Raw genomic sequence first — 15,262 nt, forward strand, 5'->3', positions numbered from 1 at the left:
ATTATCAAACACCTTTGGAAGTATTCATGAAGTATATTACAGATGACCAATTTCTAATTTAAATTGACATTCCGGGTTTTAAAATCATGCAGGCCGATTATTAAAATAATGATATAATCTGAAGTAGATATTTTAAAAAATGGTAGAGGAGGAAAATTTCTTTTGGCAAGGCGAAAGGGGAAAAAGCGTAAACGTAAATCAGGGACGAAGACGTTAATTTGGCTACTCGTTATCATTGCCCTGTTCTTGGGGGTCTACGCTGCGCACCACTATTACCGGATTTGGAACCAACAGCGGATTGAACGCCAGATGGAGCACCAGGACCGTGAGGCCAAGCGGCTGTTCATCAAGCAGGTTGCTCCCGAGGCCCAGGCAATGCAGAATACCTACCATGTTTGTGCTTCGGTAACCATTGCCCAGGCAATCCTGGAGTCCCAGTGGGGAACCAGCCAGCTGGCATCCCAGTACCACAACCTCTTTGGAATTAAGGGGACGGACCCAAGCAATTCTAAGGTGATGACGACCAAGGAGTACATTAACGGGCGCTGGATTGTTACTAAGGGCCGCTTCCGGGTTTACGACAGCTGGAGTGATTCGATTAAGGACCATACAAAGCTGATGCTAAACGGAACCGACATGAACAAGCAGAACTACCAAGACGTGGTCAATGCGAAGAACTATAAGGAGGCGGCCGAGGCCCTGCAGAAGTCGGGCTACGCAACCGATCCGGACTACGCCAAGAAGCTCATTTCGGTAATTCAGACTTATAAGTTATATAATTATGATAAGTAGAGAATTAAAGGAGTAATCACCATGCAGGAATTAAACGAAAAGATTGAAAAGTTTGGGACGGTCCTGCCAGGTAACGTCTTGAAGGTGGATGCCTTCTTGAACCACCAGGTTGACCCTGAACTGATGCTGCACATCGGGCAAGAGTTTGCCAAGCGCTTTGCGGGTGAAGGAATCACGAAGATTTGGACCGTGGAATCGTCTGGAATTGCCCCGGCAGTGATGACCGGGTTAGCAATGAAGGTTCCCGTTATTTTCGCCCGCAAGCACAAGAGCCTGACCTTAAACAAGGACATGTACGTTGCTGATGTTTACTCGTACACCAAGAAGACGACCAACCGAATTTCGATTTCTAAGAAGTACGTTTCACCAGATGACAAGATCTTAATGGTCGATGACTTCCTGGCTAATGGTCAGGCGGTAGAAGGAATGCTGGAAATTGCTGACCAGGCTGGTGTTAAGGTTGCCGGTGCCGGAATTGTGATTGAAAAGAGCTTTCAGCCGGGCGGCAAGGAGCTCCGGGACCGGGGCTTTCGGGTTGAATCCTTGGCCCGGATTAAGTCGCTGGCCAACAACCAGATTGAATTTGACAAGGACTAGGGGGGGACGACAATGAGTACGAACGCTATTTATCCGGGAAGCACGATTGGCTTAATTGCCGTCAACCGGAACGTAGGTGCGCTGATTGCCGCAGCTAAAAATGCCGGTTTTAACGTGGGTGTCTACCTGGACCACGCCCAACCAGCATTGACGAAGATGGCTGATTTTACTATCGTTGGGCCCTACAACGATAAGGCTAAGCTGACCGAGTTTGGTCAGGACTGTGACGCCATTATTTACCAGACGCCGAGCGTTGACTCCCGGGTCCTGCACTTTTTGAGCCAGTTCGCGGCGATTCCCCAGGGGATCAATGGTCTGGAAATTGTCCAGGACCGGCTGATGGAACGGGCCTTCTTGGACCAGATCAACATTAACATTGCCCCCTACGTAACCGTTGTTAGTTTGGATGATGTTTACCAGTCAATTGACTCCATCGGTTACCCGGCCTTGCTGAAGCCAATTCAACGGGGAATTGGGGAACAGTCCATGATGATTAACCGCCAGTCGGACATTGCCCGGGCTGGTGACTTTATCAATACGGGGACCTACCTTTTGGAATCTTGGATTGACCACACCGCCGAATACACGATGACGGCAGTTACTGATGGGAATGACGTTAAGATCTACCCCCTGGCCAAGTTGAAGTTTGCCCAGGACCGGAAGCTGATTGCCGTTGAAACGCCGGCGGTAGTTGATGACGACCTGCTGACGGAAATGCAACGGATCGTGAAGAGCGTGGCCGTATCGCTGGAATACCGGGGTATGTTCTCCCTTAACTTCTACGTCACGGCCACTGGCTCCCTGTACGTGAAAAACATTGAGCTGGGGCTGACCTCGATTGCCAACGTCTACGACAGTGCTGCTAACGTGACCCAGTACGAGGAGCAGGTTCGAGCAACGGTGGGGATGCCCCTCCACGTTATCCGTTCTTTGCAACCGACCCTCTTGATGGTGGTACGGTATTCACAGGAGGAAGCCATCCAACGTCAGTGGATGCTGAAGGATAACTGGCAGTTCCGCTTCTTTAACCTCACTAATCCGGATGATGACAGCCTGTTAGGCTTTGTCTGGATTACCGGTAGTAGCCTGACCGAACTGGAAGAACAGGTGGACGACACCGAAGTTTGGGCCGAGCCCCTGGCTGCGCAGGATGAGCAGGCAACGGAAACAGAAAATCAAGAAGACGAGCTTTAATCAATGTGAGACTGGTGGATGCCGGTCTCATTTTTTCTCGAAAAATTTCGTAACGGATGTTCGTTTTAGTCAAAAGTGAACCCATTATTTGGTATAATATTAGCCGACTGATTTTTTAGAGAGGATGGGACGGCGTGAATAATAGTCAAGCACTACTAGATGGAATGAACGATAAGCAAACCGAAGCGGTCTTAACAACGGAAGGTCCGCTACTGGTTATGGCTGGAGCAGGTTCCGGGAAGACGCGGGTATTGACCCACCGGGTGGCCTACTTGATTGAAGAAAAGAATGTTTTTCCATGGAACATCTTGGCAATCACCTTCACCAATAAGGCCGCACGAGAAATGCAGGAACGGGTAGGTAAACTTTTAGGCGAGAGTGCCCAGGATATTTGGGTATCCACCTTCCACTCCTTGTGTGTGCGCATCTTACGGCGGGACATCGAGAAGATTGGCTATAACCGGGCCTTTACCATCGCGGACACGGGTGAACAACGGACACTGATGAAGCAGGTCTGTGCCGAGTTGAACATTGACCCCAAGAAGTTTGACCCGCGGAGCATCCTCAGTACGATTTCTAATGCGAAAAACGCCCTGCTGACCCCTGACGAATACGCGGCCAAGGCCACCGATAGCCGTAACCCGCATAGCATGTACACCTCCGTGGTTGCCCGGGCTTACAAACTCTACCAAGAGCAGCTGGAGGCCAACCAGGCCCTCGACTTCGATGACCTGATCATGAAGACAATTGAGCTCTTCCAAAAGGATCCGGAGACTTTGGAATTTTACCAGGACCGCTTCCACTACATCCACGTCGATGAATATCAGGATACCAACGATGCCCAGTACAAGTTGGTTCACATGCTGGCGGACAAGTACCAGAACATCTGCGTGGTGGGGGATGCGGATCAGAGTATTTATGGCTGGCGGGGTGCCAATATCGAAAACATCCTGAACTTCGAACACGATTACCCCAATGCCCACACCGTCATGCTGGAACAGAACTACCGGTCGACCCAGACCATCCTGGACGCCGCCAACGAAGTGATCAAGAACAACAGTGGGCGGAAGGACAAGAACCTCTGGACCGAGAACGGCCAGGGGGACAAGATCACCTATTACCAGGCCCAAAACGAACATGACGAGGCCCAGTACATCGTTGCTAAAATCAAGGAAGAGCATGACAAGCACGGTTACCACTACAACGACTTTGCCATCCTCTACCGGACCAATGCCCAGTCGCGGATGATTGAAGAGACCTTTATGAAGTCCAGCGTTCCCTACACAATGGTGGGGGGCCACAAGTTCTATGACCGGAAGGAAATCCGCGATGTTCTGGCCTACCTGACCCTGCTGGTCAACCACCAGGATTCCATGAGCTTTAGCCGTATCGTTAACACTCCTAAGCGGGGGATCGGCCTAACAACGGTCGAACACCTCCGGGAGTTTGCCAACGACAATGGCTGGTCCTTACTGGAGGCGAGTCAAAACGTTGACATCGCTAATAACATTTCCTCCCGGGCGCGGACTAAGCTGGCGGACTTTGGCCAGTTGATTGCTGACCTGGATAAGCAGGTTGAGTACTTGAGTATTACCGACCTGACCGACCAAATCCTCGAGCGGTCGGGTTATAATAAGATGTTACAAAAGGAGGATAACCTGGAGAATCAGACCCGCCAGGAGAACCTGGACGAATTTAAGTCGGTGACCCAGGAATACGATAAGCAGCACGAGGACGACGACACGCCGAACCGGCAGAAATTGATTAACTTCCTGGCTGATCTGGCCCTGGTTTCTGACCAGGACGACGTGGACGAGCAGGAGCCAGCGGTAACGCTGATGACCCTCCACGCCGCTAAGGGACTTGAGTTCCCGGTCGTTTTCCTTGTCGGAATGGAAGAGGGGATTTTCCCGCTTTCCCGGGCGCTGATGGAAGACGACGAACTGGAAGAAGAGCGGCGGTTGGCCTACGTAGGCATTACCCGGGCCAAGAAGAAACTCTACCTGACGAACGCCGTTTCCCGTCTCCTGTACGGGCGGATTCAACGAAACAAGCCGTCCCGTTTTGTGGAAGAAATTGACCCGAAGCTCCTCGACGAAGAGGGGGGCCAGATGAACGATAACGTCCCATTCAGCAAGAAGGCCGCCACGCTAGGCACCTACCGACAGCGGACACCGAAAAAGCACCATTACCGGGATGCCGGTAAGCGGGTTAAGCCAATTACGAATACCGGCACCGGTGCGGATAAGGTTAGCTGGAAAGTTGGCGACAAGGTCACCCACAAGAAGTGGGGTCAAGGAACGGTCGTCAAGGTCAATGGTAGCGGGAATGACATGGAGCTAGACATTGCCTTCCCTGCTAAGGGGGTCAAGCGGCTCCTGGCAAGTTTCGCACCAATTCAAAAAGCAAACTAAAAGTGAGGCCAGAATAATGGATAAACAAACACCAGTCGACCAGCTGACCCTGGCGGCGGCCAAACAAGAAATTGTCCCCTTGAGAAAGCAGTTAACCCAGTGGGGAAAGGAGTACTACGAGCAGGACACCCCAACCGTTGAGGACTACGTCTATGACCGGGCCTACCAACGTTTGGTGGCCTTGGAACAGCGTTTCCCGGAGCTGAAGACGAGCGATTCGCCAACGCAGCGGGTCGGTGGCGGGCCAACCAGTCAGTTGACCAAGGTCACCCACGATATCCCGATGCTGTCGATGGGGGATGTCTTCTCCATCGACGAGCTGATGGACTTCAACCAGCGGCAACAGGACAACAAGGACGTGGTGGTCGACCCGGAGTACAACCTTGAGCTGAAGATTGACGGCCTTTCCCTATCCTTGGTTTACGAAAACGGCAAGCTGGTTCAGGGATCAACCCGGGGGAACGGGGTCATCGGCGAAGACGTCACCGCCAATGTGATGACCATTAAGTCGGTTCCCCACGAACTGCCGGAACCCCTTTCCCTTGAATTCCGGGGCGAGTGCTACATGCCGAAGAAGTCCTTTGTTAAGCTCAACCAAGAACGGGAGGCGGCCGGTCAGCCAATCTTCGCTAACCCGCGGAACGCGGCGGCCGGGAGCCTTCGCCAACTTGACCCCCATGTGACGGCTAAGCGGGACCTGGATACCTTTATGTACTACGTTCCCGAATACCAGAAGCTGGGTGTTACGACCCAGGCAGCAGCCCTCGACCGGATGCGGGAACTCGGCTTTAAGGTCAACCCGAATAACCGGGTCATTCATAACCGCCAGGAAATTACCGCCTACATTGAGGAATACACGGCCAAACGGGACCAGCTTTCCTACGGGATCGACGGAATTGTGGAAAAGGTCAATGACCTTGACACCGAGATTGCCCTCGGGAATACCGTTAAGGTCCCCCGCTGGGAAATTGCCTACAAGTTCCCCCCTGAGGAGCAGGCCACGGTGGTTAGAGATATTGAATGGACGGTTGGGCGGACCGGTAACGTCACACCAACCGCGGTGATGGACCCGGTTCAACTAGCGGGGACCACGGTCAGTCGTGCCTCCCTCCACAACCCAGATTACCTCCAGGAAAAGGGAATCCGGGTCGGCGACACCGTTTACCTCCACAAGGCGGGCGACATTATCCCTGAAATCTCGCGGGTCGACCTGAAGAAGCGGCCGGCTGATAGTGAACCTTACGAGATTCCAACGACCTGTCCGGTCTGCGGCGCCAAGTTGGTTCACTTGGACGATGAGGTAGCCCTGCGTTGCATCAACCCGATGTGCCCGGCCCAAATCAAGGAGGGGTTGGCCCACTTCGCCTCCCGGAACGCGATGAACATCGATGGCTTAGGGCCAAAGATTATCCAGCAGCTTTGGGATAAGAAGTTGATTCACGACGTGGCCGACCTGTACAGCCTGACACGGGACCAATTATTAACTTTAGATAAATTTGGTGACAAATCCGCCACTAACCTATTGACATCGATTGACAATAGTCGTAATAATTCTGTCGAACGCTTATTATTTGGCCTCGGTATTCGTCACGTCGGTGCTAAGGCGGCCCGGCTGATCATGGAGCATTTTGGCTCCCTCGACCAGTTGATGGCGGCCAGTGCTGATGACGTTTCGGCAGTCGATGGTATTGGTCCGACAATCGGGGAGAGTGTGGAAGCCTACTTCGCTAACCCCCAAGTGGTCAAGCTGGTTGATGAGCTCCGGGATGCTGGCATTAACTTCGCTTACCTGGGGGCCACCACACCAGCCAACCCATCGAGTGAATGGAACGACCGCCGGGTGGTCTTGACCGGGAAGCTGGAAGAGATGACCCGGAGTCAGGCAAAGGATTGGCTGGAAGCCCATGGGGCAAAGGTTACTAGCAGCGTTTCAAAGAAAACTGATATTGTCATTGCCGGGACGGCAGCGGGGAGCAAGCTGACGAAGGCCCAGGACCTGGGCATCACGGTTTGGGATGAGGCCCGCTTTGCCCAGGCAATGAAGGAGGAACAATAAATCGTGAAGTTAAAAGTTAAGAAAATTGCAACAGCTGCGGCTCTTTTGATGAGCACGGTTGTCCTTGCTTCATGTGGCTTTGGGCACAGTTCATCCAAGAACTATAGTACGACCGGCTCTGGTAACGGAAACTACCAGGGGGTTATTCAAAACGGTCGCTACAAGACCAGCAAGGCCCGGGGAATTAACGTTGCCCAAAACGATAACCCTTACAACCAGAAGAGCTTTGAAAGTGGGTTGACCCAGGTTTCGAAGCGGGTCTTCTCACCAAAGTCCTATATCTTCCAGGAAGGTCAATACCTGAACACTAATACCCTGCAGAGCTGGCTCGGCCGGAAGTCAAAGAAAAATCCGAACGGCCTTAACCCGGCCCGCGGGAAGAAGAGTGACCCGAACCCGGAATATATCCAGCAGATTGAGGAACAGGACTACATGACGGATAGTGGCCGGTCAATGAAACTGAAGGGGATTGTCATCGGGGTTGGGATCAACTCCGAATACAATTACCAGAAGAAGACGGACGGCCCGACCTTCACTAAGAACATTAGTAAGGACGAGATGCGCCAACAGGGTGAAATTGCCGCTCAGAAGATCCTGACCCGCCTGCGGCACACCAAGGGTGTCGGTAACGTGCCAATCGTGATTGCCCTCTACAAGCAGGCACCCGATGATAGCCTGGTCGGTGGTAGTTACTTTGCCTACAGCAAGAACAACGGTAACAAGATCAGTAGTTGGACGAACCTCCACTACAAGACCGTTGTCCTGCCAAAGGCATCGGCAACGAACTCCCAGACGAGCGCTGATTCACAGGATAATGATAACTTCTCGAACTTCAAGAGTCAGATTCAAAGCTTCTTCCCGAACCTGAGTGGGGTCACTGCCCAGGCTCAGTACAATAATGGTCATTTGGCAGGAATGCACATCACGATAACGACCCAGTTCTACAGCGAGACGGAAATCACCAGTTTTACCCAGTACATTGCTCGAGCCGCTAAGCGTTACCTGCCAAGCGGGATTCCGATTGATATCCGGATCGAAGCTGATTCTGAGATGCAGGCGATTATTTACCGTGACTCCGGATCGAACACCTTCCATACCCACATCTTAGATTCTTACTAATACCATATAAGCCAAAAGAGGTCGGTTTTCAGCCGCCTCTTTTTCATTTTGCAAACTCCACTGCAAATTGCTGAAAATACTACTAGTTCTGTGCTAAAATTGTTAAATGTATGTATACCTAAATTTTGGAAAAGAGGTAGAAATGATGGCCAGTAAAATCACTGAGCAACAAGTAGAACACGTTGCTGAACTTGCTAAGCTTGAATTCCCCAAGGACGAGCTGGGTAAGTTTACCACACAATTAGGAAGCATTATTGACATGTTTGAAGACCTCACTGCCGTTGATACTGATGGTGTTGAACCAATGACTTCAGCAACCGACCGGGTTAACGTGATGCGTGAAGATAAAGCTGTCAAGGCCACTAAGGAAGAGACCGAAGCACTGCTGAAGAATGCTCCGGACGAAGATGGCGGCTACATCAGAGTTCCTGTAATCATTGACGAAAGCGAGGATGGCGAATAATGGACTTCTATCAAACCGACTTAAGTCAGCTGCACGATGACCTGGTCAACAAGAAGATCAGTGCCAGTGAACTGACGAAGGCAACCTTCGACCACATCAAGGCTAATGATGACCAGGTCAAGGCCTTCTTGACCCTGAACGAAGATGCCGCTACTAAGCGTGCCCAAGAGATTGACGATGCCGGAATCGCGGCTGACCAACTCGTTAGTGGGGTACCGCTGGCCGTTAAGGATAATATCCTGACCAAGGGGCTGACGACTACGGCAGCCTCCAAGATGCTGGAAAACTTCAACCCGGTTTACGACGCCACGGTTGTCGACAAGTTAAACCAGGCCGGCTTCATTAATGTCGGGAAGACCAACCTGGATGAATTCGCCATGGGTTCATCCACGGAAAACTCAGCATTCTTTACCACTCACAACCCATGGGACCTTACCCGGGTTCCTGGTGGTTCTTCAGGTGGTTCTGCAGCGGCTGTTGCAGCGGGCGACGTTCTCGGGGCCCTCGGTACTGATACTGGTGGTTCCATCCGGATGCCAGCCTCCTTCAACGGGGTTGTCGGCATGAAGCCAACTTACGGCCGGGTTTCCCGGTGGGGAATCATTGCCTTCGGTTCCAGTTTTGACCAGGTTGGTTGGCTGACCCGGACCGTTAAGGACAATGCCTACTTAACGGCGCTGATTGCTGGTAACGATAAGCACGATATGACGTCTTCTTTGAAGGAAGTTCCTGACTGGGCTGCCAACCTGAATGACGACACGAGTGTTAAGGGCCTGAAGATCGCCGTTCCAAAGGAATACTACGATGACTTAAACGACGACGTTAAGAAGGTTGTTAAGGCCGCCTTAGACCACTTGGAGTCACTGGGCGCCACGGTTGACAAGGTTAGTCTGCCCCACACCAAGTATGGTGTCCCAGCATACTACATTTTGGCATCGTCTGAGGCCTCATCTAACCTGCAACGTTACGATGGGATTCGTTACGGCTTCCGGGCCAAGGATGCCAAGAACCTGGAAGAAGTTTACGTTAAGTCCCGGACGGAAGGCTTTGGTGAAGAAGTCAAGCGGCGGATCATGCTGGGGACCTTCTCCCTGTCCGCCGGGTTCTACGATGCCTACTTCAATAAGGCCGCTAAGGTTCGTCGCCTGATCGCCCAAGACTTCGATAAGGTCTTTGAAAACTACGACCTGATCATCGGGGCTACCGGGGCTACGACCGCCTTTAAGATTGGGGCTGAAATTGATGATCCAAAGACAATGTACATGAACGATGTCCTGACCGTGCCGGTTAACATGGCCGGTCTGCCAGCAATGTCCGTTCCGGCTGGCTTCTCCGAAAAGAACGGGATGCCAGTTGGCCTGCAGATCATTGGGAAGCCATTTGATGAACAGACCATCTACAACGCTGGTTACGTCTTTGAACAAACCACTGATTTTCACAAGAAGGCACCAAAGTTAGGAGGGCAAAACTAAGATGAACTTTCAAACTACCATAGGACTAGAAGTCCACGTCGAATTGAAGACGAATTCAAAGATTTACAGTCCTTCACCGGTTGACTTTGGTGACCAACCGAATGCCAACACCAACGTCATTGACTGGGGGTACCCAGGGGTATTGCCAACCCTGAACAAGGGTGTTGTTCGTGACGGGATCATGGCCGGGCTCGCTCTGCATGCGCAGATTGCCCACCACATGCACTTTGACCGGAAGAACTACTTCTACCCGGACAACCCGAAGGCCTACCAGATCACCCAGTCTGATACGCCAATTGCCCACGACGGCTGGATTGAAATCGAAGTCGACGGCAAGAAGAAAAAGATTGGGATTGCCGAAATGCACATCGAAGAAGATGCCGGTAAGAACACCCACACCAGCAAGTACTCCTACGTGGACCTGAACCGGCAGGGGACCCCACTGATCGAAATTGTTTCCAAGCCAGACATTGCTTCACCAGAAGAAGCGGTGGCCTACCTGGAAGCACTGCGGCAACGGATCCAGTTTACGGGAATCTCCGACGTGAAGATGGAAGAAGGGTCCATGCGTGTTGATACCAACATTTCCATTCGCCCAGTCGGCTCCGATAAGTTCGGGACCAAGACGGAAATGAAGAACATCAACTCCTTCAACTACGTTCGCAAGGCCCTGGCCTTTGAAGAAAAGCGTCACCAGCAAGTACTGATGTCCGGTGGGCACATTGCCCAGGAAACCCGGCGGTACGATGAACCAACCGGGACCACGGTTTCCATGCGGACTAAGGAAGGGGCCGATGACTACCGTTACTTCCCAGAACCAGATATTCCTGACTTGAACGTTAGTGACGACTGGATTAAGGAAATCGAGGGCGAAATGCCAGAAATGCCGGGTGAACGGCGTAAGCACTACGTTGACGACCTGGGACTTTCCGACTACGACGCCATGGTCTTAACCCAGACGAAGGAAATGTCAGACTTCTTTGAGGCGGCCGTTAAGGATGGTGGCGATCCAAAGCGGGTTGCCAACTACCTGATGAACGACGTTAACTCCTACCTGAACGACAAGCACATTGACCTGCCGGACACCAAGTTGACTCCTGCCAACCTAGCCGGGATGGTTAAGCTGATCGATGACGGGACGATTTCCTCCAAGATGGCCAAGAAGGTCTTCAAGGGGATTTTGGCCGGTGAAGAACCACAGGCATACGCCAAGGAACACGGCCTGGTTCAACTGTCCGATCCAGCACAATTACAGCCAATCGTTGACGATGTTCTGGCAAACAACGCCCAGTCCATCGAAGACTTCAAGAACGGGAAGGACCGGGCTGTTGGTTACCTGATGGGTCAGATCATGAAGCAGACCCGGGGAAAGGCCAATCCACAAGTTGTTACCCAGTTACTGATGAAGTCTTTGAAGGCTAAGTAGGAGGATTGCGATGCGTAAACGGGCACGGATTATTTATAACCCAACTGCTGGTCGTGAAGCCCTGCGCAACGACCTAGTAGACATTTTGGATATCTATGAAAAGGCTGGTTACGAGACGAGTGCGTTTGCGACAACACCAGCACCAAATTCGGCAAAGAATGAGGCAACCCGGGCGGCTAAGGAAGGCTTTGACCTAATCGTGGCCGCCGGTGGTGACGGAACGTTGAACGAGGTCGTTAACGGGATCGCCGGTCTGGACAAGCGACCAACGATGGCCATTATTCCGGCCGGGACGACCAATGACTACGCCCGGGCCCTGCGGATTCCGCGCGATGATCCGATTGCGGCCGCCAAGCTGATCTTACGGAAAAACAAGAAGTTCAAGATTGATATCGGTAAGGCGGGCGACAACTACTTCATGAACATTGCCGCCGGGGGAACACTGACGGAATTAACCTACGACGTGCCGTCCCAGATGAAGTCCCTGTTTGGCTACGCAGCATACCTGGCCAAGGGGGCGGAGTTACTGCCGCAGGTTAAGCCGGTTGACGTTTCCGTCAAGTACGATGGTAAGGAATACCGGGGGATGGCCTCGACCTTGTTCCTGGCCCTGACCAACTCGGTCGGCGGCTTTGAACAGATTGTGCCGGACGCCTCTTTGGATGACGGTAAGTTCACGATGATTATCGTCAAGAAGAGCAGCCTGACGGACATGCTGAGTTTGATGGCCAAGGCCCTACAAGGGAAGCACCTGAACGATCCGCGGATTGTCTATGCCAAGGCAACCGATGTCGAGGTGACGCCGTTGAACAAGGATGACCGGCTGATGATCAACCTGGACGGCGAATACGGTGGCGATGCACCAATGAAGTTCCACGATCTCAAGCAACACATTGAAGTGGTGGCTAACTTGGACGCCATTCCAGACGACGCAATCACCGAGTCGGCAGACTTCCGGCGGGTCGAAAAGGACTTTGTCGAAGGGGTCGGCAAGATTAACCAGAAGCAAGAAAAATAGCAAAAAAGTAATATAGCGAGTTAGGTGACAAAATGTCGCCTAGCTCGCTTTGTAGTTACAATTTGCTATAATGTGATTACGAGGTGATTCCATGCAAGAAATGAAGGGAAACGCTAAGTTCTTTAAAGCAGGAAACTCCTTTGGCCTGCGCCTAACCAAGCGGGACAAGGAACGAATGCACGCTGAGCCCGGGGATGAATACGAGAAGACAATCTCTCCAGATGGTAAAACCGTGACTTTCAAGAAGAAGGAAAAGGTGGACTCCCAGACGATGGCAATGATTGACCAGCTGTTTGACGAGAACAAAGAATTGATGGGACGGTTGAAGGACGAATGATCTATTTAACGGCGACTGAAATCACAGCAGTCCACCACCGGATCTTATAAAGAACGGGTCAGGATGATCGCGTGATCCAGTATCCGGCCGGACTGTCACTGGTAGTCAATCAACCGCAAATGGTGGTATTTGGTTACGAACTGTACCCGACAGTATGGCTAAAGGCGGCCTATATTATGCAGAAGATAACAAAAAAATACATCTTTGCGGATGGCAATAAGCGGACAGCCTACATTGCCACCCTCTTATTTCTGCGGAAAAATGGTTGGTTATTGCGCTTAACTGCTGATGAAGGGGAGGCGCTGATTTTGCAGGTGATGCTGGCTGATGATAGTGAAGATGAAATGAAGACAATCGCCCACTTGTTGGAGAAAAAGTGCCGACGGGTGACTGACTGAGTTCGTTTGCTATAATAGGGAAAGTTGATTACGTAAAAATGGAGGAAGTATTGTGAAAGTTAAAATTCCGGTCCATAAGAATGAAGAATACCAAGCAGAAGTGACGGATTTGACCTATGAGGGGAACGGGGTCGTTAAGGTTGACGACTTTCCGGTCTTCGTGCCCAACGCCCTGCCGGGGGAAAAGATTACCGTGCGGGTGACTAAGGTGGCCCGCCACTTTGCCTGGGGCCGGGTAATGGAATGGCAGACGAAGAGCCCGGACCGGGTCGACGTCAAGGATAAGAAGTATATTCAAACGGGGATTGCACCCCTGGGGCACTTGAAGTACGCAGCCCAACTGAAGTTTAAGCAACACCAGATTAAGGAACTCCTAGAGAAGGCCCACCTAGATGATATTGAAGTTTTGCCGACGATGGGGATGGACCAGCCTTACCACTACCGGAATAAGGCCCAGGTCCCGGTCAAGATGGTGCGGGGCCAGCTGCAGACTGGCTTTTACAAGCGGGGGAGCCATACCCTGGTGCCGATTGAGGACTTTTATATTCAAGATCCACAAATTGATAAGGCAATCGTGGTGGTTCGTGACCTCTTGCGGAAGTACCATGTGACCCCGTATGATGAGCGGACCGGTAAGGGTGTCATTCGAACGGTGATGGTGCGCCGTGGTTACTACAGCCATGAGGTGATGGTCGTATTGGTCACCAACACGAAGCGGCTGCCGATGGCCAAGCAAATTGTGGACGGCATCGTGGCCGGTGTGCCGGAAGTGAAGAGCATTGTCCAGAACATCAATGATAAGAAGACCAACCGCCTGCTGGGTGACCGTGATCAGACCCTGTGGGGGGATGACGAGATTCATGACCAGTTGTTAGGGATTGATTTTGCAATTTCGCCACTGTCGTTCTACCAGATTAACCCGCAACAGACGGAGCGCCTTTACCAGACCGCCATTGATAACGCCGGCCTGGATGGGAGCCAGACGGTGATTGACGCCTACTGTGGGATTGGGACAATTTCCCTGGCCGTAGCTAAGCATGCCAAGCAGGTCTATGGAGTGGAAATTGTACCCGCCGCGATTGAAGATGCCAAGCACAACGCCAAGCGGAACGGAATCCGGAACGCCGAGTTCGTGGTCGGCAAGGCGGAAGAGCAGTTTGCCAAGTGGCAAGCAGCGGGGCTGAAGCCGGACGTGGTAATTGTGGACCCACCACGCAAGGGTCTTGCGGAATCTTTAATTGAGGCGACCGGCAAGATGGCGCCACAGAAAGTGATTTACGTTTCTTGCAATCCGGCTACCCTGGTGCGGGATATCCAGCGCTTCGGTGAGCAGGGCTACCGCGTGGTCAAGCCAATCCAGCCTGTTGACCAGTTCCCACAGACGACGCATGTTGAGAGCGTTACTGTCCTGGAACGTACAGAGAAATAGCCGACAAACGCTGGTATAACGGCATTTATAGGTGATTGAAAGTGTACTTTTTCCTTTCCGAGTGATTGGAATTAGTACACTTTTTCTATTTGGGGCTGGCGGGTCGAGTGTTCTATGTCCTATTTTGATAGTCGAGTAGTCGAATGTCCAGTTTGGTACTAAGGATTGAGTTAACGAAAATAATATTGAATTTATGCTAATTCAGTTAAAATATCGAAAATTCGCAGGAGAGTTGTATACTCGACGTATATAACAAAAATTATTCTTTTTAAATACATATAGAATAAACATGATGTTTACGAATGAAGGTGCTTTCATGAAAAATAAAATAAGTGATAAGAATATGTTTCAGAATTTTGAAGTAAAGGCCTACTGGTTTCTTAATGACAATCAAAATTCCGGCTCTTACGGTTTTTTAACATATAATGCTGGTCAGGATTCTGTATTCGAGATATCACCTGCTTTTTGTGACCCGGAATGTCAATTTAAATTAGAAATTGGTCATCTGTAATATACTTCATGAATACTTCCAAAGGTGTTTGATAAT

At 51.3% G+C, this 15,262-nt stretch carries 14 protein-coding genes; all 14 read left to right on the forward strand.

Annotation, left to right across the window (positions count from 1 at the left end; all coding sequences use genetic code 11):
* Positions 1-216 precede the first annotated feature (216 nt).
* Positions 217-792 (forward strand): glycoside hydrolase family 73 protein, encoded by a 576-nt coding sequence (locus QOS01_RS09190; protein WP_408612499.1) that lies wholly within the window; start codon positions 217-219, stop codon positions 790-792.
* 21 nt (positions 793-813) lie between these two features.
* Positions 814-1,389: a xanthine phosphoribosyltransferase gene (locus tag QOS01_RS09195; protein ID WP_047767393.1), complete on the forward strand. Its 576-nt coding sequence runs from the start codon at positions 814-816 to the stop codon at positions 1,387-1,389.
* A 12-nt stretch (positions 1,390-1,401) separates the two neighbouring features.
* The gene (locus tag QOS01_RS09200) at positions 1,402-2,583 is read left to right on the forward strand and encodes an ATP-grasp domain-containing protein (protein ID WP_283622095.1); all 1,182 of its coding nucleotides are present in this window, start codon (positions 1,402-1,404) and stop codon (positions 2,581-2,583) included.
* Between the two features lie 134 nt (positions 2,584-2,717).
* Positions 2,718-4,997 carry a DNA helicase PcrA gene (gene pcrA, locus QOS01_RS09205; RefSeq protein ID WP_283622096.1) on the forward strand — a complete coding sequence of 760 codons (2,280 nt, stop codon included), beginning with the start codon at positions 2,718-2,720 and terminating at the stop codon, positions 4,995-4,997.
* A 16-nt stretch (positions 4,998-5,013) separates the two neighbouring features.
* The gene (gene ligA, locus QOS01_RS09210) at positions 5,014-7,053 is read left to right on the forward strand and encodes an NAD-dependent DNA ligase LigA (protein ID WP_283622097.1); all 2,040 of its coding nucleotides are present in this window, start codon (positions 5,014-5,016) and stop codon (positions 7,051-7,053) included.
* 3 nt (positions 7,054-7,056) lie between these two features.
* A complete protein-coding gene (locus tag QOS01_RS09215; RefSeq protein ID WP_283622098.1) occupies positions 7,057-8,172 on the forward strand; it encodes a CamS family sex pheromone protein in 1,116 nt (371 codons plus the stop codon).
* A gap of 145 nt (positions 8,173-8,317) precedes the next feature.
* Positions 8,318-8,635, forward strand: a complete 318-nt coding sequence (gene gatC / locus QOS01_RS09220; RefSeq protein ID WP_222259977.1) for an Asp-tRNA(Asn)/Glu-tRNA(Gln) amidotransferase subunit GatC — start codon at positions 8,318-8,320, stop codon at positions 8,633-8,635.
* Positions 8,635-10,107: an Asp-tRNA(Asn)/Glu-tRNA(Gln) amidotransferase subunit GatA gene (gatA, locus tag QOS01_RS09225; RefSeq protein ID WP_283622099.1), complete on the forward strand. Its 1,473-nt coding sequence runs from the start codon at positions 8,635-8,637 to the stop codon at positions 10,105-10,107. Before gatC ends, gatA begins: the two co-directional genes overlap by 1 nt.
* Before the next feature lies 1 nt (position 10,108).
* A complete protein-coding gene (gene gatB, locus QOS01_RS09230) occupies positions 10,109-11,533 on the forward strand; it encodes an Asp-tRNA(Asn)/Glu-tRNA(Gln) amidotransferase subunit GatB (protein ID WP_283622100.1) in 1,425 nt (474 codons plus the stop codon).
* A 10-nt stretch (positions 11,534-11,543) separates the two neighbouring features.
* The gene (locus QOS01_RS09235) at positions 11,544-12,551 is read left to right on the forward strand and encodes a diacylglycerol kinase (RefSeq protein ID WP_283622101.1); all 1,008 of its coding nucleotides are present in this window, start codon (positions 11,544-11,546) and stop codon (positions 12,549-12,551) included.
* A 91-nt stretch (positions 12,552-12,642) separates the two neighbouring features.
* Positions 12,643-12,888: an AbrB/MazE/SpoVT family DNA-binding domain-containing protein gene (locus tag QOS01_RS09240; protein WP_283622102.1), complete on the forward strand. Its 246-nt coding sequence runs from the start codon at positions 12,643-12,645 to the stop codon at positions 12,886-12,888.
* 71 nt (positions 12,889-12,959) lie between these two features.
* On the forward strand, positions 12,960-13,286 hold the full coding sequence (locus tag QOS01_RS09245; RefSeq protein ID WP_326521105.1) for a type II toxin-antitoxin system death-on-curing family toxin: 327 nt from the start codon (positions 12,960-12,962) through the stop codon (positions 13,284-13,286).
* Positions 13,287-13,338: 52 nt separating this feature from the next.
* Positions 13,339-14,715, forward strand: coding sequence for a 23S rRNA (uracil(1939)-C(5))-methyltransferase RlmD (gene rlmD, locus QOS01_RS09250; RefSeq protein WP_283622103.1), 1,377 nt, complete (start codon positions 13,339-13,341; stop codon positions 14,713-14,715).
* Positions 14,716-15,031: 316 nt separating this feature from the next.
* Positions 15,032-15,226 (forward strand): hypothetical protein, encoded by a 195-nt coding sequence (locus QOS01_RS09255; protein WP_283622104.1) that lies wholly within the window; start codon positions 15,032-15,034, stop codon positions 15,224-15,226.
* The last annotated feature ends 36 nt before the right edge of the window (positions 15,227-15,262 follow it).

Origin of the sequence: Limosilactobacillus avium, assembly GCF_947381485.1 — a bacterium.
GTDB lineage: Bacteria > Bacillota > Bacilli > Lactobacillales > Lactobacillaceae > Limosilactobacillus > Limosilactobacillus avium.